General features: G+C 72.0%; 23 protein-coding genes. 15 read left to right on the top strand and 8 right to left on the bottom strand.

All coding sequences use genetic code 11. From position 1 onward, the window contains the following. Window positions 1–8: 8 nt before the first annotated feature. Window positions 9–1,634, bottom strand: a complete 1,626-nt coding sequence (locus ACIQU3_RS06050) for an ABC-F family ATP-binding cassette domain-containing protein (RefSeq protein ID WP_403923509.1) — start codon at window positions 1,632–1,634, stop codon at window positions 9–11. Between the two features lie 308 nt (window positions 1,635–1,942). Between ACIQU3_RS06050 and ACIQU3_RS06045 the strand changes: the two genes are divergently transcribed. Continuing rightward, entirely contained in the window at window positions 1,943–2,629 is a 687-nt protein-coding gene (locus tag ACIQU3_RS06045) for a GPP34 family phosphoprotein (protein ID WP_403923507.1), read from the top strand. A 53-nt stretch (window positions 2,630–2,682) separates the two neighbouring features. Here the strand turns inward: ACIQU3_RS06045 and ACIQU3_RS06040 are convergent, their stop codons facing one another. Next, complete coding sequence (locus ACIQU3_RS06040; RefSeq protein WP_234850588.1) at window positions 2,683–3,099, bottom strand: SsgA family sporulation/cell division regulator; 417 nt, start codon at window positions 3,097–3,099, stop codon at window positions 2,683–2,685. A 297-nt stretch (window positions 3,100–3,396) separates the two neighbouring features. On the opposite strand from ACIQU3_RS06040, the gene ACIQU3_RS06035 reads away from it, so the two are divergent. Both ACIQU3_RS06035 and ACIQU3_RS06030 read left to right on the top strand, forming a co-directional pair. Then, window positions 3,397–4,443, top strand: coding sequence for a WD40/YVTN/BNR-like repeat-containing protein (locus ACIQU3_RS06035; protein ID WP_403923505.1), 1,047 nt, complete (start codon window positions 3,397–3,399; stop codon window positions 4,441–4,443). 70 nt (window positions 4,444–4,513) lie between these two features. Beyond that, window positions 4,514–4,837, top strand: a complete 324-nt coding sequence (locus ACIQU3_RS06030; RefSeq protein ID WP_403923503.1) for a plasmid stabilization protein — start codon at window positions 4,514–4,516, stop codon at window positions 4,835–4,837. 10 nt (window positions 4,838–4,847) lie between these two features. Here the strand turns inward: ACIQU3_RS06030 and ACIQU3_RS06025 are convergent, their stop codons facing one another. Next, window positions 4,848–5,141 (bottom strand): YciI family protein, encoded by a 294-nt coding sequence (locus ACIQU3_RS06025; RefSeq protein WP_366712900.1) that lies wholly within the window; start codon window positions 5,139–5,141, stop codon window positions 4,848–4,850. Between the two features lie 63 nt (window positions 5,142–5,204). Here ACIQU3_RS06025 and ACIQU3_RS06020 point away from each other — a divergent pair, with 63 nt between their 5' ends. Together ACIQU3_RS06020 and mmpA are read left to right on the top strand one after the other, a co-directional pair. Next, entirely contained in the window at window positions 5,205–5,897 is a 693-nt protein-coding gene (locus tag ACIQU3_RS06020; RefSeq protein ID WP_403923501.1) for an endonuclease V, read from the top strand. Window positions 5,898–5,986: 89 nt separating this feature from the next. After that, the gene (gene mmpA, locus ACIQU3_RS06015) at window positions 5,987–6,133 is read left to right on the top strand and encodes a morphogenic membrane protein MmpA (protein WP_403923499.1); all 147 of its coding nucleotides are present in this window, start codon (window positions 5,987–5,989) and stop codon (window positions 6,131–6,133) included. Between the two features lie 3 nt (window positions 6,134–6,136). On the opposite strand, the gene ACIQU3_RS06010 is transcribed toward mmpA, so the two are convergent. Further along, window positions 6,137–7,315, bottom strand: a complete 1,179-nt coding sequence (locus ACIQU3_RS06010; protein WP_403923497.1) for a saccharopine dehydrogenase family protein — start codon at window positions 7,313–7,315, stop codon at window positions 6,137–6,139. 91 nt (window positions 7,316–7,406) lie between these two features. Between ACIQU3_RS06010 and ACIQU3_RS06005 the strand changes: the two genes are divergently transcribed. The 4 genes from ACIQU3_RS06005 (at window position 7,407) to ACIQU3_RS05990 (ending at window position 12,489) form a co-directional block, all read left to right on the top strand. Next, on the top strand, window positions 7,407–7,787 hold the full coding sequence (locus tag ACIQU3_RS06005; protein WP_403743179.1) for an MmcQ/YjbR family DNA-binding protein: 381 nt from the start codon (window positions 7,407–7,409) through the stop codon (window positions 7,785–7,787). Between the two features lie 109 nt (window positions 7,788–7,896). Next, window positions 7,897–9,042 carry a CaiB/BaiF CoA transferase family protein gene (locus ACIQU3_RS06000; protein ID WP_403923495.1) on the top strand — a complete coding sequence of 382 codons (1,146 nt, stop codon included), beginning with the start codon at window positions 7,897–7,899 and terminating at the stop codon, window positions 9,040–9,042. 11 nt (window positions 9,043–9,053) lie between these two features. Beyond that, entirely contained in the window at window positions 9,054–10,268 is a 1,215-nt protein-coding gene (locus ACIQU3_RS05995; protein WP_403923493.1) for an acetyl-CoA C-acetyltransferase, read from the top strand. 34 nt (window positions 10,269–10,302) lie between these two features. Next, entirely contained in the window at window positions 10,303–12,489 is a 2,187-nt protein-coding gene (locus tag ACIQU3_RS05990; protein WP_403923491.1) for a 3-hydroxyacyl-CoA dehydrogenase NAD-binding domain-containing protein, read from the top strand. Here ACIQU3_RS05990 and ACIQU3_RS05985 read toward each other — a convergent pair. Further along, window positions 12,475–13,197: a MerR family transcriptional regulator gene (locus ACIQU3_RS05985; RefSeq protein WP_403923489.1), complete on the bottom strand. Its 723-nt coding sequence runs from the start codon at window positions 13,195–13,197 to the stop codon at window positions 12,475–12,477. The genes ACIQU3_RS05990 and ACIQU3_RS05985 overlap by 15 nt on opposite strands. A gap of 218 nt (window positions 13,198–13,415) precedes the next feature. Between ACIQU3_RS05985 and ACIQU3_RS05980 the strand changes: the two genes are divergently transcribed. After that, window positions 13,416–14,882, top strand: a complete 1,467-nt coding sequence (locus tag ACIQU3_RS05980; RefSeq protein WP_403923487.1) for an amino acid permease — start codon at window positions 13,416–13,418, stop codon at window positions 14,880–14,882. Window positions 14,883–14,910: 28 nt separating this feature from the next. Here ACIQU3_RS05980 and ACIQU3_RS05975 read toward each other — a convergent pair whose 3' ends face one another. Beyond that, entirely contained in the window at window positions 14,911–15,798 is an 888-nt protein-coding gene (locus ACIQU3_RS05975) for an arginase family protein (RefSeq protein ID WP_403743204.1), read from the bottom strand. A gap of 149 nt (window positions 15,799–15,947) precedes the next feature. Continuing rightward, entirely contained in the window at window positions 15,948–17,441 is a 1,494-nt protein-coding gene (locus ACIQU3_RS05970; RefSeq protein ID WP_403743206.1) for a M1 family metallopeptidase, read from the bottom strand. Between the two features lie 211 nt (window positions 17,442–17,652). On the opposite strand from ACIQU3_RS05970, the gene ACIQU3_RS05965 reads away from it, so the two are divergent. From ACIQU3_RS05965 to ACIQU3_RS05950, 4 genes are all read left to right on the top strand, one after another. Further along, entirely contained in the window at window positions 17,653–19,617 is a 1,965-nt protein-coding gene (locus tag ACIQU3_RS05965; RefSeq protein ID WP_403743209.1) for a Xaa-Pro dipeptidyl-peptidase, read from the top strand. Further along, window positions 19,614–20,888, top strand: a complete 1,275-nt coding sequence (locus ACIQU3_RS05960) for a M14 family metallocarboxypeptidase (protein WP_403743212.1) — start codon at window positions 19,614–19,616, stop codon at window positions 20,886–20,888. Before ACIQU3_RS05965 ends, ACIQU3_RS05960 begins: the two co-directional genes overlap by 4 nt. 83 nt (window positions 20,889–20,971) lie before the next feature. After that, window positions 20,972–22,696, top strand: coding sequence for a BCCT family transporter (locus tag ACIQU3_RS05955; protein WP_403743215.1), 1,725 nt, complete (start codon window positions 20,972–20,974; stop codon window positions 22,694–22,696). A 128-nt stretch (window positions 22,697–22,824) separates the two neighbouring features. Beyond that, a complete protein-coding gene (locus tag ACIQU3_RS05950) occupies window positions 22,825–23,136 on the top strand; it encodes a hypothetical protein (RefSeq protein ID WP_403923486.1) in 312 nt (103 codons plus the stop codon). On the opposite strand, the gene ACIQU3_RS05945 is transcribed toward ACIQU3_RS05950, so the two are convergent. Beyond that, window positions 23,061–24,011, bottom strand: a complete 951-nt coding sequence (locus tag ACIQU3_RS05945) for an NAD(P)/FAD-dependent oxidoreductase (RefSeq protein ID WP_403743218.1) — start codon at window positions 24,009–24,011, stop codon at window positions 23,061–23,063. The two genes, ACIQU3_RS05950 and ACIQU3_RS05945, sit on opposite strands and share 76 nt — an antisense overlap. A 66-nt stretch (window positions 24,012–24,077) precedes the next feature. On the opposite strand from ACIQU3_RS05945, the gene ACIQU3_RS05940 reads away from it, so the two are divergent. Further along, window positions 24,078–25,100: an oxidoreductase gene (locus ACIQU3_RS05940; RefSeq protein ID WP_403743220.1), complete on the top strand. Its 1,023-nt coding sequence runs from the start codon at window positions 24,078–24,080 to the stop codon at window positions 25,098–25,100. Window positions 25,101–25,165: the final 65 nt, after the last annotated feature.

The raw sequence follows: 25,165 nt of genomic DNA, 5'->3' as shown, positions 1-25,165 counted from the left end.
CACCGACGCTAGGAGGAAATCCCGACAGCCTCTGGCGTGATTTCCCTGAGTTCTCCCTCCTCCAGCAGCAGCCAGCGCGTGATGCCGACGGACTCCAGGAACGGCAGGTCGTGACTGGCCACGACCAGCGCTCCCTCGTAGGACTCCAGTGCCGTGGTGAGCTGCCGGACGCTCGCCATGTCGAGGTTGTTGGTCGGCTCGTCCAGCATGAGCAGCTGCGGGGCGGGCTCGGCCAGCATCAGCGCGGCCAGCGCGGCCCGGAAGCGCTCACCGCCGGACAGCGTCGCCGCCTTCTGGTCGGCGCGGGCGCCCCGGAAGAGGAAGCGTGCCAGCCGCGCCCGGACCCGGTTGTTGGTCGCGTCCGGCGCGTACCGGGCCACGTTCTCGGCGACGGACAGCTCCCCGTCGAGGACGTCGAGCCGCTGTGGCAGGAACCGCAGCGGCACGTGCGCCACCACCTCGCCCGCCTCCGGGGCGAGCTCGCCGGTGATCGTGCGCAGCAGCGTGGTCTTGCCCGCGCCGTTGCGCCCGATCAACGCGACCCGCTCCGGTCCGCGCAGCTCGACACCGCCCTTCACCCGGGCGCCGTACCGGAGCCCGAGATCCTGGATGGTGAGGACCGTCCGCCCCGGCGGCACGGCCGTGTACGGCAGATCGACGCGGATCTCGTCGTCGTCCCGTACGGCCTCCACCGCCTCGTCGAGCCGCTCCCGGGCCTCGGCGAGCTTCTCCTCGTGCATGATGCGGTGCTTGCCCGCGGACTCCTGCGCCGCGCGCTTGCGCGCCCCCATGACGATCTTAGGTTCGCGCTTGCTGTCCCACATCTTCTGCCCGTACCGCTTGCGGCGGGCCAGTTTGACCTGGGCGTCGGCGAGTTCGCGCTTCTGCTTGCGGAAGTCGGACTCGGCGACGCGCACCATGCGTTCGGCCGCCTCCTGCTCGATCTCCAATGACTCCTCGTAGTCGGTGTAGTTGCCGCCGTACCAGGTGATCCCGCCGGAGCGCAGATCGGCGATCTGGTCGACGAGGTCCAGCAGTTCGCGGTCGTGGCTGACCACGACCAGCACGCCCGGCCAGGACTGGACGGCCGCGTACAGCCGCCTGCGGGCGTACAGGTCGAGGTTGTTGGTCGGTTCGTCCAGCAGCAGCACGTCGGGGCGGCGCAGCAGCAGTGCGGCCAGCCGCAGCAGGACCGACTCGCCACCGGACACCTCACCGATGGTGCGGTCCAACTCCAGCTTTGCCAGGCCGAGTTCGCCCAGGGTGGCGAGGGCCCGCTCCTCGACGTCCCAGTCGTCGCCGACGGTCTCGAAATGCGCCTCGCAGGCGTCGCCCGACTCGATGGCGTGCAGGGCGGCGCGCCGCGCGGCGATGCCGAGGGCTTCGTCGACGCGCAGGGTGGTGTCGAGCGTGACGTTCTGCGGGAGGTATCCGACCTCGCCGGCCACGCGGACGGTGCCGTCGGCCGGTGCGAGTTCACCGGCGATCAGCTTGAGCAGGGTGGACTTTCCCGACCCGTTGACGCCTACCAGGCCGGTCCGGCCGGGGCCGAACGCGACGTCCAGGCCATCGAAGACGGGACTGCCGTCGGGCCAGGCGAACGCAAGGGACGTGACGGTGATGGAAGCAGACATGGGGGCCTCACTCGCGGTTGCTTGAAGCGGTCAGGGCAAACGCGTGTCGAGACACCTGCGACCAGGGTGCGGAGGCTCCGTGGGTACGTCACGGGCATGAAAAATGCCCTGCACCGGGAGGACGGCTCTGACGCCGAGGTCGCACGCAACGCACACATCAAGGGGTGTGACGCGGTGTCTCAGGACCTCAGACGAGCAACGTCCTTCTCCAATCGGCGGCAACAGGACGTTGTACACCGTATGAAGGCGCTGTGAGCCTGTCAACGCTTTTACGGGGAACTCGATCTTTCTGCTCGAAGGAGGCTCCCGTGCCGAACGAACCGCTCTCACTGCCTGCCCGGCTCTGTCTGCTGGCCTGGGACACCGGGCGGCCGGCGGCCGGCGGCACCGCGCCGCGAACCGACCTGGTGCGGGCCGGCGCCCTCGTCGAGCTGGCCCGGCGCGGGCTGCTGACCGACGTGGACGGCATCGCCACACCGGTGGACCTGGACGCGAGCGCCGGTGATCCGGTCCTCGACGGGCTGCTGGACCTCGTCCGCGAGTCCTGCCCTCACCCCTGGCGCACCTGGGTGACGCTGCGGGCGCGGGTGACCTCCGACGCCGTGCGGGAGCAACTGGTGGCCGAGGGGTACGTGCGCGCGGAGAAGAGACGGGTGCTCGGCGTGTTCCCGTCCGTGGAGTACGCGCTGGAACGGACGGTCGTCGTGGAGACGCTGCGGGAGGAGACACGGCAGGTGCTTCAGGAGCCGCGCGAGGGGACGGGCCAGGTGTCTCGCGGCCCGCTGCCGGCCGCCGGAATCTCCGGTCGCGACGCGGCGGTCGCCGTCCTCGCCGCGGCCGCGCGCCTCTTCGGTGAAAGCCCTTCGGAACAGCGCACCCGCGAACTGGCCGAGCGGGCCGGGGAGGCGAGGCCAGGACTGGTCGGCATCGTCCGCGAGGTGAGTGCGGCGGTGGCCGAGCGGACGGCGAAAAGCGCGGTGACCGCCTCGCACTGAGACCCCCTTGGCCGAGTGCGGGGACAACGCCCTGCCGGAGCGGCCCCGTCAGCTCAGCACGCGTCGCGCATCAGCTCGGCCAGACCGTGGTCCAGATCGAGCTGGAGGTGCTCCAGACCGACGGGCACGAGCTCACTCGTGGCCTCGAGGAACCGGCGGATCTCGCTCGAGCGGACGTGGACCACGGCGGTGCCCTCGGGCGCGTGGAACTCCAGCACCGTGCGGTCGTAGCCGTAGGGCCGCACCCGCACGTCGCCGTGCCCCTCGGCGCTCTTCTGGCCCGCGGCGAGCAGCTCGCGGGAGAAGGTCCAGCAGACGTCGACGCCCTCCAGCGTGGCCGGGGCGGGGAAGGTCATGCGGACCGCGAAAGGATCACGCCGGTCGTAGTGCAGCGTCGCGGGAATGCTCGGCATACGCGGCGCGGCGGCGACGAGGCGGGCCTCAACGGGCTGCTCGATGACGATGGACAACGCCTTTGCTCCCTTGTGACGGCTGGACGGACACTTCCGGGCGGATGAGGCCGGGCACTGGAAGAGACGACGGAATCAGCCAATCCGTGCACACGAAATGCGAGTGACCTCTGTCACCGCGTTCATGCACCAGAGTGACGTGACTCTCCTCGTGTGTCCCCGAGGACACGTGTGGTGCCGGACGCGCGAGCGGAGAGGCCGTCTGGACGGCGCCCGGGGTGTGGGCTAGCTTCGCCCGCCATGAGGCGCTTGGGGAGCACGCGGCGGGCGGGACGAACACGGGGCAGGGCGACCGCGATGGCGGCCTGCGCGGCGGCACTGGCGGCCCTGACCGCCGTACCGGCGCAGGCGCACGAGCCGGAGCACCGGCCGCCGCACTGGGAACTCAAGGACACCGGCGCCCCGCAGGCACGCTTCCGGGGCCTCGCCGCCGTCAGCCGGAACACCGCCTGGGTCGCCGGCACCGGCGGCACCGTCCTGCGCACCACCGACGGCGGCGCGAGCTGGCGCGACGTGTCGCCGCCCGGCGCGGGGGAGTTGCAGTTCCGGGACGTGGAGGCGTTCGACGCGCGCCGGGCCGTGGTGCTGGCCATCGGCGAGGGGGAGGCGTCCCGGATCTACCGCACCGACGACGGCGGAACGACATGGACGGAGTCCTTCCGCAACCCCGACCCGAGGGCGTTCTACGACTGCCTCGCCTTCTTCGACCGCCGCCACGGTCTCGCGATGAGCGACCCGGTGGACGGGAAGTTCCGCATCCTGTCGACCGGCGACGGCGGCCGGACCTGGACGGTGCTGCCGGACCGGGGGATGCCGGACGCGCAGGAGGGCGAGGCCGGGTTCGCGGCGAGCGGCCAGTGCCTGGTGACGTCCGGGGCGAAGGACGTCTGGCTCGCCACGGGCGGAGCGGCCCGTGCGCGCGTCCTGCACTCCGCAGACCGCGGACTCACCTGGACGGCCGCCGACGCGCCCCTTCCCGCGGGAGATCCCGCCCGGGGCGTCTTCGCGCTGGCCTTCCGCGACCGCGCCCGGGGTCTCGCCGTCGGCGGCGACTACCGCCCCGACCAGTCCTCGCCGCGCGCCGCCGCCCGCACCGCCGACGGCGGACGCACCTGGCGTCGGGCGGCCACGCCCGTGCCCGCCTACCGCTCCGGCGTGGCCTGGCTCCCGCACAGCCGGTCCGCCGCCCTCGCCGTCGGCCCCACCGGCACCGACCTCACCACGGACGCGGGCCGGACCTGGCGGACCGTGGACACGGGCTCCTACGACACCGTCGACTGCACGCCGTCCCAAGGGTGCTGGGCCGCGGGCGAGAAGGGCCGGGTTGCCCGCCTGGAGCAGTGAGCATGCGGCATGCCCTGATCGTTGGCAGTGTGGGTACTCGTTCACTGATCGTGAAAGGAAGTGAGCGAGAATGCCACGCGGTTCGAGCTCCAAGCGGGAGCGTCAGTACGAGCACATCAAGGAGAGCGCGAAGGACCGGGGCGAAAGCACCGGCCGCGCCAAGGAGATCGCCGCCCGGACGGTGAACAAGGAACGCGCCCGTTCCGGCGAGTCCAAGACGGCCAGCCGCACGTCCACCAAGGACATGTCCTCGGGCAAGCGGGGCGGTCAGCGTTCGGGGCAGGGCTCCCAGGGCCCCACCTATGACCAGCTGTACCAGGAGGCCAAGCGCAAGGGCGTCGAGGGCCGTTCCGCCATGAACAAGAGCCAGCTGCAGCGCGCACTGGGCAAGTGAGGCTGGCGCCTCAGAGGGTCTCGCGGTAGGCCTCCAGCGCGGGTGCCGTCTTCGTGGCCGTGAACTCGGTGACGCGGTACGCGCACACGCCCGCGACGACGAACGGATCCTCCGCGGTGATCTCCTCGATCCGCGCGCGATCCCCCGCGACGGCGATGATCACCCCGCCGTCGCGGGGGTTCTTGCGCCCGGACGCCAGGAAGACCCCCTGCCGGTACTGCTCGTCGAGCCAGACCACATGCTCCTCCAGCACGGCGTCGACGGCTTCCAGCGGGGCGGTGTAGGTCAGTTCCAGCACGAACATGATCGGGAGCCTACCCCCGGGCATGCGCCCGGTCGCCGGGCAGCCCGTAGGCTCGGGCGCACCATGACGACCGTACGCATTCCACAGGACTGGCCCGCCACCGATGAGCAGGCCCGTGCCGTGCAGGACGCTCTGCGCACCCGTGTGATCCTCGGCGAACCGGGGCCGCCGCCCGGTACGGGCCGCGTGACGGGCGTCGACGTCGCATACGACGACGAACGCGATGTCGTCGCGGCGGCGGCGGTCGTGCTGGACGCGTCGACTCTCGACGTCGTCGCCGAGGCCACCGCCGTGGGCCGGGTCTCCTTCCCCTATGTGCCGGGGCTGCTCGCCTTCCGTGAGATCCCCACGGTCCTCGCCGCCCTCGACGCCCTGCCCTGCCCGCCCGGCCTGGTCGTCTGCGACGGCTACGGCCTGGCCCACCCCCGCCGCTTCGGCCTCGCCAGCCACCTCGGCGTCCTGACCGGCCTGCCCACGATCGGCGTGGCGAAGAACCCGTTCACCTTCTCCTACGACGACCCGGACATCCCGCGCGGCAGCACCGCGCCCCTGCTCGCCGGCCCGGAAGAGGTCGGCCGGGCCTTGCGCACCCGGGACGCCGTCAAGCCGGTCTTCGTCTCCGTCGGCCACCGGGTGACCTTGGACAACGCCTGCGCGCACACCCTCGCGCTGACCCCCGCCTACCGCATCCCGGAGACCACCCGCAGGGCGGACGCCCTGTGCCGCGAGGCGCTGCGGGGGACGTACCCGGCCTGATCGCCCGCACGGCGACCGGACGATCTGAGTACCGGCCCTGAGTACCCGAACGGATGCCCGGCCGCGGCGCCGTCGGCAGGCTGGGGCGCATGACAACGCACCGCGCCCCCAAGCCAGTTGCCGGCCCGACCCAGACCGTCGAGCGGGCCGTCACCATAGGACTGATCCTCGCCGTCCTGGCCGGGCTCGCCTGGATCGCCGGGATGATCTACACCGTTGCCGAGTGGCCGCTGTAGGCCTCAGCGGGCCGCCGCGACGCGGAAGCGGATGCCCGCCGCGCGCAGCCGGTCGATCAGCGCGTTGCCCATCGCCACCGCCGTGGTGACCTGGCCCGCCGTCTCCGGAAGGTCGTCGAAGGCCAGGCACAGCGCCGACTCGGCGAACATCTTCGCCGTCTCGTCGTAGCCGGGATCGCCGCCGGATACCTCCGTGTACACCCGCGAGCCGCCGCCTTCGCCCACGAAGCGCACCGAGAACCAGCTCTTCGCCCGCTTCTCGGGGCTCGGCCCGTCCCCGGGCTTCAGCCGGTCCGACAACCAGCGCCGCGCGGGCGCCACCTGAGCCGCCGCGACCAGCGCGCCGAGCGCCGCGACCCCGCCCACGGCTACCGGCAGACGCCGGACGGCCGCGTACTGCCGGTAGCGGAAGTCGGGCCCGTACCGGTCGAGGGCCGACGCCGAGCGCCGCACGATCTGCGGGTCGATGGTCGGCATCGGCAGCGCCCACGCGCCGACCTCCTTGGCGAACCGCGGCCCGCCCAACGGCGCCGACGTCCGCCGGCCCACCAGCCGCGGCTCGTGCCGCCGCCGGTCACGCGCGGCCGCCGCCATCTCCCGCTGCCGTGCGAACTGGCCCAGCGCGGAGGCGAAGGTGCCGCCGGAGAACGCCGCGTCCGCGGTGACGAAGCCCTCCACGGCCAGGGGCACGTCCTCGGGCAGCTGCTGCACGGTGAAGTACACGCCCAGGTCGTGCGGGATCGAGTCGAACCCGGCGGCGTGCACCAGCCGCGCCCCGGTCTCCCGCGCGCGTGCGTCGTGCCGGACGTACATCAGGTCCACGAACTCCGGCTCACCGCACAGGTCGAGGTAGTCGGTCCCGGCGTCCGCGCAGGCCGCGACGAGCTCCTCGCCGTACGTCACGTACGGGCCGACGGTCGTGGCCACCACGCGCGCCTGCCCGGCGAGGTCGCGCAGCGAGGCCGGATCGGAGACGTCCGCCCGCACCACCCCGACCTTCGTGTCGGCGGGCAGCTGCTCCCGCAGCCGCTCCAGCTTCCCGGCGTTACGCCCCGCGATCGCCCAGCGCAGCCCCTCGGGCGCGTGGGAGGCCAGGTACTCCGCGGTGAGCGCCCCGGCGAAACTGGTCGCTCCGAAGAGCACGATGTCGTACGGACGGTCCGTCCTGCTTTGCCTGCTCATGACACCCCTCGGTCGTGCAGCCCGTGCCGCTGTCGGTGGCCGAGGCTAGCGTGAGGTGTGCGGAGCCCGACGACGAGCCCGGAGGACGACGATGGCCCTGCCCAGGAATGCCCTGAAGAAGTGGGAGAAAGTGCGTGCCTTCGCACTGGGGCTGCCGGACGCCGTCGAGGAGTTCCCCTGGGGCGAGTCCGTCGTCAAGGTCAACAGCAAGGTCTTCGTCTTCCTCGGGGTACAGGACGGCAGTTACCCGCTGGGGGTGACGGTGAAGCTCAAGGACGAGACGGCGCACGCCCACGCACTGGCCTGCCCGGGCGCCGAGCCCGCCGGGTACGGCCTGGGCAAGGCGGGCTGGGTGAGCGTTCCCCTCGAACTGCGGGGCGCCCCGTCCGCCGAGGTGATCTGCGACTGGGTGGAGGAGAGCTACCGGGTGATCGCCCCGAAGCGGCTGATAGTGGAGCTGGACGCAAGCTGACCCGTCCGGCAGATTGCTAAGCGCTTGCTCGGTCGGGTCTTGTGCCGAGTGGAACACGTTCTTAGCATCACTGGTGTTACATCACATGTGTCACAGCACTGGGGGCTGGATGACCACGGCAAGGACGCCAGGACACGGCCCGCTCACCGGCGTGCGCGTCGTCGAGCTGGCCGGTATCGGACCCGGTCCGTTCGCCGCCATGCTCCTGGCCGACCTCGGCGCCGACGTCGTGCGGGTGGACCGGCCCGGCGGCCCCGGGCTCGCGATCGACCCGGCGTACGACATCACCAACCGCAACAAGCGCTCGGTCGTCGTCGATCTGAAGGCCCCGGACGGCCCTGAGCGGGTGCTCGATCTCGTGGCCCGCGCCGACGTCCTGGTCGAGGGCTACCGCCCCGGCGTCGCCGAGCGCCTCGGTGTCGGCCCCGGCGACTGCCACGCCCGCAACCCTCGCCTCGTCTACGGCCGGATGACCGGCTGGGGCCAGGACGGCCCGCTCGCCCGGCGCGCCGGGCACGACATCGCGTACATCGCCCCCACCGGCGCCCTCGGCATGATCGGCCGGCCGGGAGAGGCGCCGCCCGCCCCGGCCAACCTGCTCGGCGACTACGCGGGCGGCTCCCTCTACCTCGTCGTCGGCGTCCTCGCCGCCCTGCACCACGCCAGGGCGGGCGGCACCGGCCAGGTCGTCGACGCCGCCATCGTCGACGGCACCGCCCACCTCGCCACGATGATCCACGGCATGCTCGCCGCCGGCGGCTGGCAGGACCGGCGCGGCGCCAACCTCCTGGACGGCGGCTGCCCCTACTACGGAACCTACGAGACGGCCGACGGCCGGTACATGGCCGTCGGCGCCCTGGAACCGCAGTTCTACGCCGAGTTCCTCGGCCTCCTCGGCGTCGGCCACCGGGCCGACGCCCGCAAGGACGTCACCCGCTGGGACGAACTGCGCGAAGAGATCGCCGCCCGCTTCAAGACCCGGACGAGGGACGAGTGGACGGCCGTCTTCGACGGCTCCGACGCCTGCGTGGCGCCCGTGCTGTCCCTGCGCGAGGCCCCGCACCACCCGCACCTGGCCGCCCGCGGCACGTTCACCGACCACGGCGGCATCACCCAGCCCGCCCCGGCCCCCCGCTTCTCCGCGACCCCGACCACCGTCCGCACCGGCCCGGCGCGGCCGGGCGCCGACACGGCGGACGTCGCCCGGGACTGGGACGTCCCCGGGCTCCTCCCGTCGTCCCGAAACCCTCAGTGAAAGGCCCCCTCGTGACCACCGAAGCGTATGTCTACGACGCGATCCGCACTCCGCGCGGCCGCGGCAAGGCAAGCGGCGCCCTGCACGGCACCAAGCCCATCGACCTGGTCGTCGGACTCATCCACGAGATCCGCGCCCGGTTCCCGGACCTCGACCCGGCTGCCGTCGACGACATCGTCCTCGGCGTCGTCGGCCCGGTCGGCGACCAGGGCTCCGACATCGCCCGGATCGCCGCCATCGCCGCGGGTCTGCCCGACACGGTCGCCGGTGTGCAGGAGAACCGCTTCTGCGCCTCTGGCCTGGAGGCCGTCAACCTGGCCGCCGCCAAGGTGCGTTCCGGCTGGGAGGACCTCGTCCTCGCGGGCGGTGTCGAGTCGATGTCCCGGGTGCCGATGGCCTCCGACGGCGGCGCCTGGTTCAACGACCCGATGACCAACCTCGAGGTCAACTTCGTGCCGCAGGGCATCGGCGCCGACCTCATCGCCACCATCGAGGGCTTCTCCCGGCGCGACGTCGACGAGTACGCGGCCCTCTCCCAGGAGCGGGCCGCCACCGCGATGAAGGACGGCCGCTTCGAGCGGTCCGTCGTCCCGGTCAAGGACCGCAGCGGCCTCGTCGTCCTCGACCACGACGAGTTCCCCCGCCCCGGCACCACCGCCGACTCCCTCGCCAAGCTCAAGCCGTCGTTCGCGGACGTCGGCGAACTCGGCGGCTTCGACGCGGTCGCGCTCCAGCAGTACCACTGGGTGGAGAAGATCGACCACGTCCACCACGCGGGCAACTCCTCCGGCATCGTCGACGGCGCCTCGCTCGTCGCGATCGGCTCCAAGGAGGTCGGCGAGCGCTACGGCCTCACGCCCCGTGCGCGGATCGTCTCCGCCGCCGTCTCCGGCTCCGAGCCGACCATCATGCTCACCGGCCCCGCCCCCGCCACCCGCAAGGCCCTCGCCAAGGCCGGACTGACCATCGACGACATCGACCTCGTCGAGATCAACGAGGCGTTCGCGGCGGTCGTGCTGCGCTTCGTCAAGGACATGGGCCTGTCCCTGGACAAGGTCAACGTCAACGGCGGCGCGATCGCGCTCGGCCATCCCCTCGGCGCCACCGGCGCGATGATCCTCGGCACCCTCGTCGACGAACTCGAGCGCCAGGACAAGCGCTTCGGCCTCGCCACGCTGTGCGTCGGCGGCGGCATGGGCGTCGCCACCATCGTCGAGCGCATCTGACCTCCTCCCGACGGATCACACGGAGCACCTCCACATGAGCACTGAATCCACCACCATCCGCTGGGAACAGGACCGCACCGGCCTCGTCACCCTCGTCATCGACGACCCCGACCAGTCCGCGAACACCATGAACCAGGCGTTCCGCGACTCGCTGGCCGCCGTCACCGACCGCCTGGAGGCCGAGAAGGACTCCATCCGGGGCGTCATCATCACCTCCGCGAAGAAGACCTTCTTCGCCGGCGGCGACCTGCGCGACCTCATCCGCGTCACGCCCGAGACGGCCCAGGAGCTGTTCGACGGCGGCATGGCGATCAAGCGGAACCTGCGCCGCATCGAGACCCTCGGCAAGCCGGTCGTCGCGGCCCTCAACGGCGCGGCCCTCGGCGGCGGTTACGAGATCGCCCTGGCCTGCCACCACCGCGTCGCCCTCGACGCACCCGGCTCCAAGATCGGCTGCCCCGAGGTCACCCTCGGCCTGCTTCCCGGAGGCGGCGGCGTCGTCCGCACCGTCCGGATGCTCGGCATCGCCGACGCCCTGCTGAAGGTCCTCCTCCAGGGCACCCAGTACAACCCGCGCCGCGCCCTGGACAACGGCCTCGTCGACGAGGTGGCCGACAGCCACGAGGACATGCTCGCCAAGGCCCGGGCCTTCATCGACGCCAACCCCGAGTCTCAGCAGCCCTGGGACAAGCCGGGCTACCGCATCCCGGGCGGCACGCCGGCCAACCCCAAGTTCGCCGCGAACCTGCCCGCCTTCCCCGCCAGCCTGCGCAAGCAGACGGGCGGCGCCCCCTACCCGGCCCCGCGCAACATCCTGGCCGCCGCCGTCGAGGGCTCCCAGGTCGACTTCGAGACCGCCCAGGTCATCGAGGCCCGCTACTTCGTGGACCTCGCGGCCGGCCAGACCTCGAAGAACATGATCCAGGCGTTCTTCTTCGACCTCCAGGCCGTCAACTCCGGCGCGAACCGCCCCAGGGGCGTCGAGCCCCGCAAGGTCCGCAAGGCCGCCGTCCTCGGCGCCGGGATGATGGGCGCCGGCATCGCCTACTCCTGCGCCCGCGCCGGCATCGACGTCGTCCTGAAGGACGTCTCCCTGGAAGCCGCTCTCAAGGGCAAGGCCTACTCCGAGAAGCTGTGCGCCAAGGCCGTCTCCAAGGGCCGTACCACCCAGGAGAAGGCCGACGCGCTGCTCGCCCGCATCACCCCCACCGCCGAGGTCCAGGACCTGGCCGGCTGTGACGCCGTGATCGAGGCCGTCTTCGAGGACACCTCCCTCAAGCACAAGGTGTTCCAGGAGATCCAGCACGTCGTCGCCCCCGACGCGCTGCTGTGCTCCAACACCTCCACCCTGCCCATCACCGCCCTCGCCGAAGGCGTCGAGCGCCAGGCCGACTTCATCGGCCTGCACTTCTTCTCACCCGTCGACAAGATGCCGCTCGTCGAGATCATCAAGGGCGAGCGCACCGGCGAGGAGGCCCTCGCCCGGGCCTTCGACCTGGTCCGGCAGATCAACAAGACACCGATCGTCGTCAACGACTCGCGCGGCTTCTTCACCTCCCGCGTCATCGGCCACTTCATCAACGAGGGCGTCGCCATGGTCGGCGAGGGCATCGAGCCCGCCTCCGTCGAACAGGCCGCGGCCCAGGCCGGCTACCCGGCCAAGGTGCTGTCCCTCATGGACGAACTGACGCTGACCCTGCCCCGCAAGATCCGGGCCGAGTCGAAGCGGGCGGTCGAGGAGGCGGGCGGCACCTGGACGGCCCACCCGGCGGAAGCCGTCATCGACCGCATGGTCGACGAGTTCGGCCGCACCGGCCGCAGCGGCGGCGGCGGTTTCTACGACTACGGCGACGACGGCAAGCGCACCGGCCTGTGGCCCGGCCTGCGCGAGCACTACACCAAGCCCGGCCATCGGATCCCGTTCCGGGACATGCAGGAGCGCATGCTGTTCTCCGAGGCGCTGGACACCGTCCGGCTGCTGGAGGAGGGCGTGCTGACCTCCGTCGCCGACGCCAACATCGGCTCCATCTTCGGCATCGGCTTCCCGGGCTGGACCGGCGGCGTGCTCCAGTACATCAACGGCTACGAGGGGGGCCTGCCCGGCTTCGTGGCCCGAGCGCGGGAACTCGCCGCGCAGTACGGCGAGCGCTTCGCCCCGCCCGCGCTGCTGGTGGAGAAGGCGGAGAAGGGGGAGCGGTTCAGCGACTCAGCCCGCGTCTGACCCGCCGGAACACGAAGGCCCGGTGAGCCACTCGCCCAGCTCTTCCTTCAGCGACCGCTGGAAGGCGGTGAGGAGCGCCTGCACCACCAGCGGGTGCATGTGCGCGGACAGGGACCGCACGTCCTGCGCGTCACGCTCCGCCACCTCACCGCGGAAGAGCCGCGACAGCTCCCGGGCCGCGGCGTGCGCGTGCTCGAGGAGCACCGTGCGCGCCGCGAAGATCGCCTCCTGGGAGAGCGGCACGTCCAGCAGCCCGGCGCCGAGCCGGAGCAGGCCGAGGTCGGCCTCGTACCCCTCGTCCGCGGGCCGGATCACGCCCATCGCGACGAGCCGCTCGACGTCCTCGTCGCCGAGCGGCCGTCCGGCCCGCCGCTCCAGCTCCGCCCGGGTGACCGTCTCGACGGTCTCCGGCGCCCAGGAGGCCACCACGGCCCGGTGGATGGCGAGGTCGTGCGCGCTCAGGTCCGGCGGCAGCTGCCGCAGATAGCGCTCGATGCCGGACAGCGTCATGCCCCGCTGCTGCAGTTCCTCGATGAGTGCCAGCCGGGCCAGGTGCTCGCGCCCGTAGTGCCCCACCCGCCGCGGACCGAGCACCGGCGGAGGCAGCAGTCCCTTCGTGCCGTAGAAGCGGACGGTGCGCACGGTGACACCGGCCCGGGCCGCCAGCTCGTCGATCGTGAGGGTCGGCTCCTCGGTGTCGGTCGTCATGTGCAGCAGTATCGCTGTCTCACCACTGCTGTGAAACCACCGCGACCCGGGGGGACGACAGTGTGAGAAGTCGCGCTCTGTGACGTACGCCACCGCGTGATCCACGGGGCGTGGGGGAAGGTGGCCCCTTGGTCTGTGCCTTTACCGAGGGCACGGACCTTATGTACGTCCGGAAGCCGAGCGTGACCCGCTCGGGCGCACCAGAGAGTGGATCCACCGTGAGCAAGGACGCCGTGAACACGGCTGCGGCCACGCCGCGTACCGATGCGGCCGCAGTGCCCGCGGACGCGGGCGACGCCGGCTACAGCAAGGACCTCAAGGCCCGCCACGTCAACATGATCGCCATCGGAGGCGCGATCGGCACGGGGCTCTTCCTGGGCGCGGGCGGCCGCCTCCACAACGCGGGCCCGGCCCTGGCGATCGCCTACCTGGTCTGCGGCATCTTCGCCTTCTTCGTGGTCAAGGCCCTCGGTGAGCTCGTGCTCTACCGCCCCTCCTCGGGTTCCTTCGTGTCGTACGCGCGTGAGTTCCTCGGCGAGAAGGGCGCGTACGTCGCCGGCTGGATGTACTTCCTGAACTGGTCGACCACCGGCATCGCCGACATCACCGCGATCGCGCTCTACACGCACTACTGGAGCCTGTTCACCGACATCCCGCAGTGGGTGCTCGCGCTGATCGCCCTCGCGGTGGTCCTGGCCGTGAACCTCATCTCGGTGAAGATCTTCGGCGAGATGGAGTTCTGGTTCGCGATCATCAAGGTGGCGACGCTCGTCGGCTTCATGCTCGTCGGCATCTTCCTGCTCGCCACACAGCACGAGGTGGGCGGGCAGACCCCGGGCCTGAGCGTCATCACCGACAACGGCGGCGTCTTCCCGCACGGCATGATGCCCGTCGTCCTGGTCATGCAGGGCGTGATCTTCGCGTACGCGGCGCTGGAGCTGGTCGGTGTCGCCGCGGGCGAGACCGCCGAGCCGGAGAAGGTCGTCCCGCGCGCGGTGAACTCGATCATGTGGCGGGTGGGCCTCTTCTACGTGGGCTCGGTCGTCCTGCTGGCCCTGCTGCTGCCGGGTTCGGTCTACTCGGCCGACCAGAGCCCCTTCGTCACCGTGCTGTCGAAGATCGGCGTCCCGGCCGCGGGCGACGTGATGAACCTGGTGGTCCTGACGGCCGCCATGTCCTCCCTCAACTCGGGCCTGTACTCCACGGGCCGGATCCTGCGCTCCATGGCGATGGCGGGCTCCGCCCCGAAGTTCACCGCACGCATGAACCGCAGCCAGGTCCCCTACGGCGGCATCCTGCTGACCTGCGGAGTGTGCGTGCTCGGCGTCGGCCTGAACTTCCTGGTGCCGGCCCAGGCCTTCGAGATCGTGCTGAACGTGGCCTCCCTCGGCATCATCAGCACCTGGGTGATCATCATGGTGTGCCACCTGGTCTTCGTCCGCCGGGCCAAGGCGGGTCTGATCAGCCGCCCCTCCTTCCGCCTCCCGGGCACCCCGGTCACGGAGATCGCCACGATCGTCTTCCTGCTGGCCTGCCTCGGCATGATGTGGAACGACCCCGAGGTCGGCCGCAAGACCCTCCTGCTCATCCCGCTGATCGCAGCGATGCTGGTCGCAGGCTGGTTCGGCGTCCGCCGCAGGGTGTCCCGGACGGCGGACCAGGAACTGTCACAGCTGACGAAGTAGCGGGCCGCGGCCATCGGCGGCCATGGGCTCAGCCCTGGCTGTCGAAGGCCGCTGTCAGGCAGGCGGTGAGGCGGTGCGCGAGAGTGCCGTCGGGGTCCAGACGGGGGTTGAAGATCGCCACGGTGAGGCCCGCCGCCCCGCCGCCCGTCAGCGCCGTGCGCAGGACGGTCTCCAGCTCCTGCCAGGTCAGGCCGTCCGGCTGCCGGTGGTCGACGGCCGGCATGATCGCGTCGTCCAGCACGTCGACGTCGAGATGGATCCAGTACCCGGCGCCCGTGCCGTCCCCGGTCAGCACCCGGACGGAGCGCCGGGCCGCTTCGGCCGCCCCCAAGGCGCGCACGGTGTCCAGTTCCATCGCGTGCAGCGCGGGCGGCAGCGGCTGCATCCCGTACCCCGCGGACTCCTCCGCGTCCCGGAACCCCAGGGCGACGACGTCCTCGTCCCGCACGAGCGGGCCCCGGCCCTCCAGGTCGGCGAGCACGCGCGGTCCGCGCCCGGTGGCCAGGGCGAGTTCCATGGAAGCCACCTCGCCGGCCGGCTCGGCCGCGGGCTGGTAGAAGTCGCTGTGCCCGTCCAGGAACAGCAGACCGTGCCGTTCGCGGCGACGCAGCGCGAGCAGGGTGCCGAGCAGCACACTGCAGTCGCCGCCGAGCACGACGGGGAACCGGCCGGCGTCGAGGACCTCGCCCACGGCGTCGGCCAGCGCGACGGAGTACGCGGCGATGCCACCGGCGTTCAGAACCCCGGTGTCCGGGTCCCGCTCCGGGTTGTACGGGGGCGGCTCGACCCGGCCCGCGCGCACCGCCCCGAGACCCTCGGCCAGCCCCGCCCCGAGCAGCGCCTCCGGCAGGTCCTGCACGCCGGTGGGGCGCAGCCCGAGCACGGAAGGGGCCTCGACGATCACCACGTTCCGCACGTCCGGCTCCTCGGTCAGCCGCCCTGTCCAGCCGCCGGGCCCGTACGACCGGCGCGTATGGGCCCACCGTAGAGCGAAAGCCGAGACCGGCACGTCAGGCCGCGCCCCACGGCCCGGACCGCGCCCCACGCGTCAGCCCGAGCCCCGCGTCAGTGCCCGTGCACCCCGTTCGTCGCGGCGATCCGCTTCCACGACCTGGGCTGGGACACGCCCTTCGCCCCCTCGGCCACCGCCGCGGCCCGGGCCGCCGGCACCCCCGGCTTCGACGGCTGGAACAGCCAGGTGTCGAAGAGCGCGGCCAGCGGCTTGCCCGAGACCTCCTCCGCGTACCGCCGGAAGTCCGCCACCGAGGCGTTGCCATGGGCGTACTCCGACGGCCAGCCCTTGAGGATCGCGAAGAACGCCTCGTCGCCGACCTTGTTGCGCAGCGCCTGGACGGCCAGTGCGCCACGGTCGTAGACCGCGATGTCGAACTGGTTCTCCGGGCCCGGATCCCCGGGCTTCACCGTCCAGAACGGGTCGTCCGCGGGGTGCGACGCGTACACGTGGTCCGCGAGTTCCTGCGCCGTGCCCTCGCCCTCGTGCTGGGACCACAGCCACTGCGCGTACCGCGCGAACCCCTCGTTGATCCAGATGTCCTTCCAGCCCTTGAGCGACACCACGTCGCCGTACCACTGGTGGGCCAGCTCGTGGACGACCACCGACACGTTCGACCCGTTCGCGAACTGCCGCGGGCTGTAGAACGGCCGGGTCTGGGTCTCCAGCGCGTACCCGGTGTTCGTGTTGGGCACGTATCCGCCGAGCGCGCTGTACGGATACGGCCCGAAGTACCCGGCCAGCCAGTCCGCGATCTCGCCGGTGCGTTCGATGCTCGCCCGCGCCGCCCCGGCGTTCGCCCCGAGATCCTCGCTGTAGGCGTTGAGGACCGGGATGCCGCCCTCGGTCGTGCCGGTCGTGATGTCGAACTTCCCGACGGCGAGCGTGGCGAGATACGTCGCCTGCGGCTTGTCGGACCGCCAGTTCCAGCGCGTCCAGCCGAGCTTCGAACTCTTCGACTGGAGCGTGCCGTTGGAGATGGCCTGGGTGCCGTCCGGGACCAGCACGGAGACGTCGTAGGTCGCCTTGTCCAGCGGATGGTCGTTGGCGGGGAACCACCACGCCGCCGCCTCCGGCTCGTTCGCCGCGACACCCCCGTCCGGTGTGCGGTGCCAGCTGGTGAAGCCGAAGGCCTGCTTCGACGACGGCACCCCGCGGTAGCGCACGACGACCGTGACGGACGCACCCTTGGTCAGCGGCGTCTTCGGCGTGATCTCCAGCTCCTGCTCGCCCGAGGTCCGGAATGAGGCCTTGGCCCCGTTGACGCGCACCTCGCCGACGTCCAGCAGGAAGTCCAGGTTGAAGCTCGTCAGGTCCTGCGTGGCGCGGGCCACGAGTGTCGCCGTGCCCTCCAGTTCGTCCGTGGCCGGCTGGTACTTCAGCCGGAGGTCGTAGTGCGAGACGTCGTATCCGCCGTTGCCGTGGGCCGGGTAGTAGGGGTCGCCGATACCCGGCGCGCCGGGGGAGAGGGGGGTGGCCGATGCCGGGATCGCCAGCAGGAGAGAGGCCGCCGCAAGGGCTCCCGGCGCGATGATTCTGCGGTGCACGCAAGGCTCCAAGTCGTAGGGTCCCGAGGTCTTCCGGGGTCTGTCCGGAGCCTATTGACTCCCTGTGCCCCTGATCATGTCCATGGCCACCGCTGTCACACGATCGCCATTCGGCCGACATGAGGCGCCCGCCCCGCCCGCCCATCCCGGACACGCCGGTCCGTCAGCTGCCCTCTTCTGCACAGGAGTTCACCGATGTACCGTCCGGCGCATGCCGAAACGCACGCGCTTCACGACCTGGAGACCGCTCGCGACGGCGGCCACCGCCGCCCTCTTGGCCACGCTTCTCACCCCGGCGGCCGCACAGGCCGCACCGGCCGCCCCGCGCGGAAGCGAACCCGTCCACTCCTACGAGAACGCCATCCGCCAGGCCGTCTGGGTGGACACCGGGCTCGACGGCGACCGGGACGGAAAGACCGACCGGGTCGCCGTCGACATCGTCCGCCCCCGCGAAACCGCCCGGCAGGGCCGCAAGGTCCCCGTCATCATGGACGCCAGCCCGTACTACTCCTGCTGCGGGCGCGGCAACGAGAGCCAGAAGAAGGCGTACGACGCGCAGGGCCGTGTCGCACAGATGCCGCTCTACTACGACAACTACTTCGTGCCGCGCGGTTACGCCTTCGTCGGCGTGGACCTGGCCGGAACCAATCGCTCCGACGGCTGCGTCGACGTCGGCGGCCGCTCCGACATCCGGTCCGCGAAGGCCGTCGTCGACTGGCTGAACGGCCGCGCGAAGGCCTACACGACCCGCACCGGTGCCACCCGTGCCCGGGCCGCCTGGACCAACGGCCGCACCGGCATGATCGGCAAGAGCTGGGACGGCACCATCGCCAACGGCGTCGCCGCCACGGGCGTCAAGGGCCTGAAGACCATCGTCCCGATCAGTGCCATCTCCTCCTGGTACGACTACTACTTCCAGCAGGGCGCGCCGCTGTACGACTCCGGCCCCGAGTGGCTGTCGGACTACGTCGACAGCCCCGACGCCCGTGCCAAGTGCCGGGCCGTCCAGCGGAAGCTCGTCGACGGCGCACCGCGCACCGGCGACTGGACCCCGCTGTGGACCGAGCGCGACTACGTGAAGGCCGCGCGCAAGGTCACGGCCAGCGTCTTTCTGATCCACGGCATGCAGGACCTCAACGTCCGCATGAAGCACGTCGGCCAGTGGTGGGACGCCCTCGCGAAGAACGGCGTCGAGCGCAAGATCTGGCTGTCCCAGACCGGTCACGTCGACCCCTTCGACTTCCGGCGCGGCGCATGGGTCGAGACACTGCACCGCTGGTTCGACCACGAACTCATGGGCATCGACAACGGCATCGACCGCGAGCCCATGGCCGACGTCGAGCGCGCCCCCGGCCGGTGGGACACCTCCCGGGTCTGGCCGCCGAGCGGCACCCGCACCGCCACCCTGCGCCCCGACCGGGGCACGCAGGCCGGCGTCGGCACCCTCGGCCTGCGCCGCGGCCACGGCACCGAGACCTTCACCGACGACCCGAGGCTGAGCGAGACCGACTGGGCCGCGCAGGTCGACCAGCCCACACCGGGGAAGGCCGGTTTCACCACCCGGCCGCTCACCCGGGACCTGCGCCTGGCCGGCTCCTCCCGGGTCACCGTCACCGCCACGCCCTCCACCCCGACGGCCCACCTCTCCGCCGTCCTGGTGGACCTCGGCCCCGCCACCATCCGCGACTACGCCGACGCGGGCGAGGGCGTCACGACCCTAACGAACCGCACCTGCTGGGGCCCGAGCACCGCCGGCGACAGCTCCTGCTTCAAGGAGACGAAGGCGAAGACCGCCGACGTCGGCCACACGGTCGTCAGCCGCGGCTGGGCCGACCTCGGCAACCACGCCTCCGACCACAAGGGCTCCCCGCTCACCCCGGGCAAGCGGTACACGATCACCCTCGACCTCGCGGCGACCGACCACGTCGTCCCGAAGGGCCACCGCCTCGCACTGATCGTCGGAGGCACGGACCAGGGCCTCGTCGATCCTCCCGCCGACAAGCCGAAGCTCACGCTCGACCTCTCCCGCACCTCGGCGCGCGTCCCGTTCGCAGGCGGCGCCGCGGCCTTCGCCCGTGCCACCACGGGCACCGTCTCCGCAATCCCCGACGCGACACTCCTGGACGGCGTTCGGGAGCCCCGCACCACCCACCGCGTCCCGGAGGCGAGCCGGTGACCCGTGCAGGCGCCCTCGTCCTGACCACCGCGGCCCTCACGGCCTCCTTGGTCACCGCCCCGGCCCAGGCGGCCCCCGACTCCCCGCCGCGCACCGGTTTCGAGCAGTCGAACGGCGCACGCTGGACCACCCAGGCCGAGGAGCAGGACTTCCTCGGGGCCGTCGACCGGTCGAGCGGCCGCGTCTCGGTGACCCGCCTCGGCACGACGAAACAGGACCGCCCGCTCCGGCTCGTGCGGATCGGCAACCGCCCGAGCACCAACAAGGTGCTGCTCGTCTGCAGCCAGCACGGCGACGAACCCTCCGGCCGCGAGGCCTGTCTGACCACCGTCCGCGACCTCGCCCACGCCCGCGACAGCCGCACCCGGCGCTTCCTGGACCGCACCACGGTCCTGGTCGTACCCACCGCCAACCCGGACGGCCGGGCCGCGAACACGCGCGGCAACGGCGACGGCGTCGACATCAACCGCGACCACCTCGCCCTGAAGACCGCCGAGGGCCGCGCCCTGGCCGCAGTCATCCGCGACCAGCGCCCCGACATCGTCTACGACCTGCACGAGTACGGCGCCACACCCCGGTTCTACGACAAGGACCTCTTCGACCTGTGGCCGCGCAACCTCAACACCCACGAGGCCGTCCACGACGAGGCCAGGACCCTGTCCGAGGCGTACGTCCGGCCCGCCGCCGAGCGGGCCGGCCACTCGACGGGCACCTACGGCATCTGGACCGACCCGGAGACCGGTGAGCCGGTCAAACAGGTCGCCGGAGACGGGCAGGAGCGCATTCTGCGCAACATGTCCGGTGTGAAGCACTCCGTCGGGCTGCTCATCGAGAGCCGCGTCGACCCGCTCACCGAGGCGGAGCAGGCGGACGAGGCGCTCAACAACCGGCGCCGGGTCACCTCCCAACTGGACGCGCTGAAGGGCATGTTCGGATACACCGACCAGCGCCGGGCGCGCATCGAGGCGACGACGGCGCGGGCCCGGCTCGAGGGCTACGCCGACACCGGTCCCGTCTACGTCGGCGGTGCCGACAACGATGCCCCCGAACCGGACGAAATCATCCCGAAACCGCCCTGTGGCTACCGGCTCACCGCGGCCCAGTACGCCGAGGTCGGCGACGAACTCGCACTGCACGGCGTACGCGTGCGCAAGGACGGCGAGGGCGTGCTCGTACCCCTGCGTCAGCCCCAGCGGGCGCTCGTGCCCCTGCTGCTCGACGACCGGGCCGAGTACCACCTGACCGGAGGTTCATCCGAAACCGCATGCTGAGAGGGGTGAAATTCCGCCACACGTGGTAGCAGCGTTACGAGGACCCACGTCCTCACCTGCTGTCCCGATGAAAGGTGCCGCCCGTGACGCAAGAACGACCAAGCGACAAGGACTCCCCGGAGGGAGCCGCGCTGCCGGGGTCGGAAGCGGGACTGCCCGGTCAGGACCGGCCGCAGACCGACCGCATCGTCTTCGGCGTCACGGCGGTCCTCACCCTCGCCTTCGTGATCTGGGGCGCGACGGCGACCGACTCGCTCGAAGACGTCTCCACCAGCATGCTCGGCGGGCTGATGCACAACGGCGGCTGGGCGTTCATGCTCGCCGCCTCCGGCTTCGTCGTGTTCGCCCTCTGGCTCGCGATCAGCCGTTACGGCCGTATCCACCTCGGTGCGGAGGGCGAGGAGCCCGAGTTCCGCACCGTGTCGTGGGTCGCGATGATGTTCAGTGCCGGCATGGGCATCGGCCTGATGTTCTACGGCGTGAGCGAGCCGCTCTCCCACTACGGCACGCCTCCGCCGGGCACGAACCCGGCCGACTCCGGCGAACGCATGGAGACGGCCATGGCCACCACCCTGTTCCACTGGACGCTCCACCCCTGGGCGATCTACGCGGTGGTCGGCCTCGCCATCGCCTACAGCACCTTCCGCAGGCGCCGACGGCAGACCATCAGCGCCGTGTTCACCCCGCTCATCGGCAAGAAGAACGCCAACGGCGGCATCGGCCGGGCCATCGACGTCCTCGCGATCATCGCGACCGTCTTCGGCTCCGCCGCCTCCCTGGGCCTGGGAGCGCTCCAGATCGGCTCCGGTGTGCAGGAGCTGAAGTGGATGGACAAGGTGAGCACCGGGCTGCTCGTCACGATCATCGCGGTGCTGACCCTGGCCTTCGTCGCGTCCGCCATCTCCGGTGTGGAGAAGGGCATCCAGTGGCTGTCCAACACCAACATGGTGCTGGCGCTGGTCCTCGCCCTGTTCGTGTTCGTGGCCGGCCCGACCATCATCGTCCTGGACCTGCTGCCCACCTCGGTGTTCGCCTACCTCGGCGACCTTCCCCAGCTGGCCGGCCGGACCGAGGCGAGCGGCGGCGAGGGCGTCGCCGACTGGCTGGGCAGCTGGACGGTCTTCTACTGGGCGTGGTGGATCTCCTGGACGCCGTTCGTCGGCATGTTCATCGCCCGCATCAGCCGGGGCCGCACGATCCGCCAGTTCGTCGGCGGTGTCATCCTCGTGCCCAGCACGGTCAGCCTGATCTGGTTCGCGATCTTCGGCGGCTCGGCCATGAAGATGCAGGAGGAGGGCCAGCTCGGCAAGGAGGCGACCCCGGAGGGGCAGCTCTTCGACGTGCTCCAGCAGTTCCCCGTCGCCACCGTCACGAGCCTGCTCGTGATGATCCTCGTCGGCATCTTCTTCGTCTCGGGCGCCGACGCGGCCTCCATCGTCATGGGCACCCTGTCGCAGAAGGGCGCGCTCGAACCCGGCCGCTTCGTGGTCGTGTTCTGGGGCGTGGTCACCGGCGCGGTGGCCGCGATCATGCTGCTGGTCGGCAGCGGTCAGGGCGACGCCCTGACCGGTCTGCAGAACCTCACGATCCTCGCGGCGGCGCCGTTCGTCATCGTGATGATCTTCATGTGTGTCGCCCTCATGCGCGACCTGCGCCGTGACCCGGTGATCGTGCGCGAGCAGATGGGCTCCGAGGCCGTCGAGATGGCCGTGATGGAAGGCCACAAGAAGTACGACGGAGAGTTCGAGCTCCGCGTCGGCCCGGGCCGCGGTCCGGACGTCGAAGGAGACCCGATCGGCAAGCACTGACCCGCACGGCGAGGGCGGCCCGGGTGCTGGACACCCGGGCCGCCCGCTGCCGTCCGAACCGCGCCCGAGCACCACGGCCGGCCCGCGGATCCCCCCCCGCCCGGCCGGAGCCGGACCAGCCGGACCTGGTGCCGCGCGTCTCAGCCGGTGACCGGCCAGGGCAGCCGGACGAGGTGCCCGCGTCCCAGCCGGTGACCTGGCCGGGGCAGCCGGACCTGGTGCCCGCGTCCCAGTCGGTGACCTGGCCGGGGCAGCCGGACCTGGTGCCCGCGTCCCAGCCGGTGACCTGGCCGGGGCAGCCGGACCTGGTGCCCGCGTCCCAGTCGGTGACCTGGCCGGGGCAGCCGGACCTGGTGCCCGCTTCTCAGCCGGTGACCAGCCGGGCCGCCTCCTCCGCGCACCCCCAGGCCACGGTGACGCCCGCGCCGCCGTGGCCGTAGTTGTGCACCAGGAGCCGCCCGTCCGGGAGGGTGTCACGCTCCAGCCGCACCGCGGGCCGGGTGGGCCGCAGACCCACCCGGTGCCCCAGCACCCGGGCCCCGGCGATCTCCGGCCGGAGAGCCGCGCAGCGGCGGACGATCGCCTCCGCCGTCGCGGGGTCGGGCTCCGGCGACCACGCGTCCTCCTCGGAGGTACCGCCGAGGACGAGCCCGCCCGGCTGCGGGAACAGGTACGCGTGGTCCCCGGCCGCGTCGGAGGAGACCAGCCAGGTGTCGATCCCGGGGTTCTCCACGACGACCAACTGCCCGCGCACCGGCCGCACGGAGGGGTCCGGCACGAGCTCCCGCGCGGCCAGTCCCGTGCAGTTGACCACGACCGGCGCGTCCGCCTCCGCGAAGCCGGACACCGTACGCGTCTCGACCACACCGCCGGCCGCGACGAACCGCTCCCGCAGCCACGGCAGATGGACCGGCATGTCGATGAGCGGCAGCCGCGCCCACAGGCCCGTGCCCGCGTACTCGTCGGGTGTGGCCGCGCGCAGCCCCGGCACCCGGCCCGCCAACCATGCGTCGGCCTCGTCGAGGAGGGTCTCGCCCTGTACCCCTTCGACCATCCGTACGCCGGCCGGTTCGGTCCCCGCGGCCAGCTCCTCGTACACCTCCAGCGACCGCAGCGCCCACGCGCGTGCCGTCGCGACCGGCTCGATCCGGTACGGCCACCACAGCGCGCCCGCAACGGCGGAGGTGGTCGCCCCGACGGCGTCCCGCGTCCACACCCGCACCCGCCGGCCCCGCTCCGCCAGGGCCAGGGCGGTCGTCAGCCCGATCACCCCGCCGCCGACCACCACGATCTCGCCACTCAGCTCACTCGACATGCCGGGACCGTAGCGGAATCCGCCATGCCGTGCTCACATCACGCGCAGTGTGGGGATACTCACCGTATGTGTGCCGAGTACGCGACCTTCGGCCTGGCGCCCGCGATGCGGGCCGGGGGAGTCCGCAGCGACGGTGGTTACCGGGTCCACCGGGATTTCGTCGACTTCATCGTCGACGGACGCCCCCTGTTGTTCCGCCTCTCCGACCTCGACGCGGTCTCCCCGCTCGCCGCCGACGTCCCACCCGCGATCTTCACGGCGCAGGTCCGCAGCCTGCTCCTGGAGAGCCCGGCCCCGCTGCCCGACGGCCGCTACGTCGTCTACGGCTGCCCCGAGTGCGAGGACCTGGCCTGCGGCGCCGTCACCGCCGTGATCCGCAGCGACGGCGAGGACTTCGTGTGGCAGGACTTCGCCTGGCAGACCGACGACCACGCCGACCTGGAGCTCAACGGCTACCACGGCATAGGTCCGTTCCGTTTCCGCGGCCCCGAGTACCGGACGGCGCTCGGCGCCCTGCTGAACGGCTCCGCGCCCGACTCCCGGCGCCGCGTCCTGCTGATCGGCGCCCGCGTCGCCGTCCTCGCCCGGCTGGCCGCCGCGTTGCGCACCATCGGCGTCGGCGCCGACATCGCCCAGGACGCCGACGGCGTACCCGCCGACGAACTCCGCGGCTACGGCGCCGTCGTCCTCGGCCACGCGGCCGGGGAGCAGGAACGTGCCGCCGTCCGCCGCGCCTTCGAACAGGCCGGGGTCCCCGTCGCACACGTCGACGGCCTCGCCCCGATCGTTCCGCTCCTCGTCGCCCAGGTCGAACACGCCCTGGACCGCAGCCCGGCCGGCCGGCGCCGCCTCACCGGCCTCACCGCGGCCGACGGCGCCGCCGACGTCGAGGTCACCTCCCCGTGCCGGGTCACCCTGACCGCGTACCGCCTCGACCGGCTCTCCCGCACGCACACCCACGAGATCTTCGACGGCGTCCTCGAAGCGGGCCGCCACCGCCTCACCCTCGACCCGAAGACCGCCAGGGGCCGCTCGTACGTCGTGGCGCGCACCTCCACCGGCGTCCTGGCGACGGCGGTGCGGCAGTGAGCGGCCCGACGGCCAGTGCCGCGGCAGGCGGCGTCCGCCCGTAAGGGAAGGGCGCCGCGACGGGG

The sequence above is a fragment of the Streptomyces sp. NPDC101110 genome (assembly GCF_044759525.1).
Lineage (GTDB): Bacteria > Actinomycetota > Actinomycetes > Streptomycetales > Streptomycetaceae > Streptomyces.
This window is presented reverse-complemented; position numbering and strand designations above follow the sequence as displayed.

Excerpts from the sequence above, each read along its gene's own strand:
- ACIQU3_RS06050 (WP_403923509.1), bottom strand. The coding sequence starts at position 1,634 with ATGTCTGCTTCCATCACCGTCACGTCCCTTGCGTTCGCCTGGCCCGAC.
- ACIQU3_RS06035 (WP_403923505.1), top strand. The coding sequence starts at position 3,397 with ATGGCGGCCTGCGCGGCGGCACTGGCGGCCCTGACCGCCGTACCGGCG.
- ACIQU3_RS06030 (WP_403923503.1), top strand. The coding sequence starts at position 4,514 with ATGCCACGCGGTTCGAGCTCCAAGCGGGAGCGTCAGTACGAGCACATC.
- ACIQU3_RS06025 (WP_366712900.1), bottom strand. The coding sequence starts at position 5,141 with ATGTTCGTGCTGGAACTGACCTACACCGCCCCGCTGGAAGCCGTCGAC.
- ACIQU3_RS06020 (WP_403923501.1), top strand. The coding sequence starts at position 5,205 with ATGACGACCGTACGCATTCCACAGGACTGGCCCGCCACCGATGAGCAG.
- mmpA (WP_403923499.1), top strand. The coding sequence starts at position 5,987 with ATGACAACGCACCGCGCCCCCAAGCCAGTTGCCGGCCCGACCCAGACC.
- ACIQU3_RS06010 (WP_403923497.1), bottom strand. The coding sequence starts at position 7,315 with ATGAGCAGGCAAAGCAGGACGGACCGTCCGTACGACATCGTGCTCTTC.
- ACIQU3_RS06005 (WP_403743179.1), top strand. The coding sequence starts at position 7,407 with ATGGCCCTGCCCAGGAATGCCCTGAAGAAGTGGGAGAAAGTGCGTGCC.
- ACIQU3_RS06000 (WP_403923495.1), top strand. The coding sequence starts at position 7,897 with ATGACCACGGCAAGGACGCCAGGACACGGCCCGCTCACCGGCGTGCGC.
- ACIQU3_RS05990 (WP_403923491.1), top strand. The coding sequence starts at position 10,303 with ATGAGCACTGAATCCACCACCATCCGCTGGGAACAGGACCGCACCGGC.
- ACIQU3_RS05985 (WP_403923489.1), bottom strand. The coding sequence starts at position 13,197 with ATGACGACCGACACCGAGGAGCCGACCCTCACGATCGACGAGCTGGCG.
- ACIQU3_RS05965 (WP_403743209.1), top strand. The coding sequence starts at position 17,653 with ATGCCGAAACGCACGCGCTTCACGACCTGGAGACCGCTCGCGACGGCG.
- ACIQU3_RS05945 (WP_403743218.1), bottom strand. The coding sequence starts at position 24,011 with ATGTCGAGTGAGCTGAGTGGCGAGATCGTGGTGGTCGGCGGCGGGGTG.
- ACIQU3_RS05940 (WP_403743220.1), top strand. The coding sequence starts at position 24,078 with ATGTGTGCCGAGTACGCGACCTTCGGCCTGGCGCCCGCGATGCGGGCC.